Annotated in this window: 1 protein-coding gene and 1 pseudogene; both read right to left on the bottom strand. The window is 70.8% G+C overall.

The window, feature by feature from the left end; all coding sequences use genetic code 11:
• A partial coding sequence (locus Ae505Ps2_RS18680) for a 1-deoxy-D-xylulose-5-phosphate synthase N-terminal domain-containing protein (protein WP_283160352.1) occupies window positions 1–1066 on the bottom strand: 1066 nt, incomplete at its 3' end.
• Window positions 1067–1353: 287 nt separating this feature from the next.
• Window positions 1354–1506, bottom strand: a pseudogene (locus Ae505Ps2_RS33550) (IS5/IS1182 family transposase); the annotation flags it as partial.

Raw genomic sequence — 1506 nt, 5'->3', positions numbered from 1 at the left:
CGAACGGGGCGAGACCGGTCGGGCCGAGCATCGCCGCGGTGATCGCGACGACGTCGGTGCGCCGTGTCCCGAGCGCCACCATCTCCTCGGCGAACACGTCGGTCCAGCCGGTCACCGGGGTGCCGGTGGGCAGACCGGTCTCCGGGTCGAACGCGGCCGGGCTGTGCATCTGCTCGGCCTCGTCGTTCTCCGCGGGCGGGTAGCCGTTGCCCTTGCGGGTGACCGTGTGCACGATGACCGGCCCGCCGAAGCGCTTCGCCCGGCGCAGCGCGGACTCGAGCTGGCCGATGTCGTGGCCGTCGACCGGGCCGAAGTACTTGAGCCCCAGGTCGGAGAACAGCTCCTGCGGGGACAGGGCGTCCTTCACCCCGGCCTTGAACGCGTGCAGGCCCGCGTAGAGCGCGGGCCCGACGACGGGGGTGCCGCGGACGGTGCGCTTGCCGGCCTCGAGCACGCGCTCGTAGCCGGGCTGCAGCCGCAGCGACGCGAGCCGGTCCGCCAGCCCGCCGATGGTCGGCGAGTAGGAGCGGCCGTTGTCGTTCACGACGATCACGACGTTGCGGTCCGCACCGGCCGCGATGTTGTTGAGCGCCTCCCAGGCCATGCCGCCGGTCAGCGCACCGTCGCCGATCACCGCGACGACGTGCCGGTCGACCCCGGTCAGCGCGTGCGCGCGGGCGATCCCGTCGGCCCAGGACAGCGACGACGACGCGTGGCTGGACTCCACGTGGTCGTGCTCGGACTCGGCGCGGCTCGGGTAGCCCGACAACCCGCCGGTCTTCTTCAGCCGGTCCCAGCCCTCCTGACGGCCGGTCAGCAGCTTGTGCACGTACGCCTGGTGGCCCGTGTCCCAGATCAGGGTGTCCTGCGGGGACTCGAAGACCCGGTGCAGGGCGATGCTCAGCTCCACCACGCCTAGGTTGGGCCCCAGGTGACCGCCGGTGCGGGACACCGCCTTGATGAGGAACCCCCGGATCTCGGCCGCGAGCGAGGCCAGCTCCTCGGGCCCGAGCCCTCGCAGATCGGCCGGGCGTCGGATCGCCGAGAGTCCCCGGTTCGTCGTCACGTACTGCCTCCTCGCCGCCGGCACCGTTCGGGAGTCCTCCACGGCGGAGAGACCGCAGGGAGGACCGGCATCGACTCGGGGTCCCACTCTACGGACAGGTGGCCGAGGGGACTCGATGGCGCTGCCGGGCGCGGTGGGCGTCGTCACCCGGACGGTGCCCACCGCGTCCCGTGCTGCGACGCGGTACGTGCGCTGTTCTCACCAACCCCAGTTACGCATTGTCGATCTCCTTTCACACTCGAACCACCGTTGGTCGACACAATGAGGTGTTCTCAGTAGCGGGTTGATCATGTCGTGCGGTCGTACTCGGTGTGGAGTAGTACGAGCGCAGCTGCGGTGATCGCGCCGGTGCGCCAGGGACATAGCGTGACTCGCCGCAACGCGGCGAAGGTGGTCTTGAGCAGGGCGTTTCCGCGTTCGGCCAGAGCACGAAGGGCTGA

Origin of the sequence: Pseudonocardia sp. Ae505_Ps2 (assembly GCF_001932425.1) — a bacterium.
Taxonomy (GTDB): domain Bacteria; phylum Actinomycetota; class Actinomycetes; order Mycobacteriales; family Pseudonocardiaceae; genus Pseudonocardia.
This window is presented reverse-complemented; position numbering and strand designations above follow the sequence as displayed.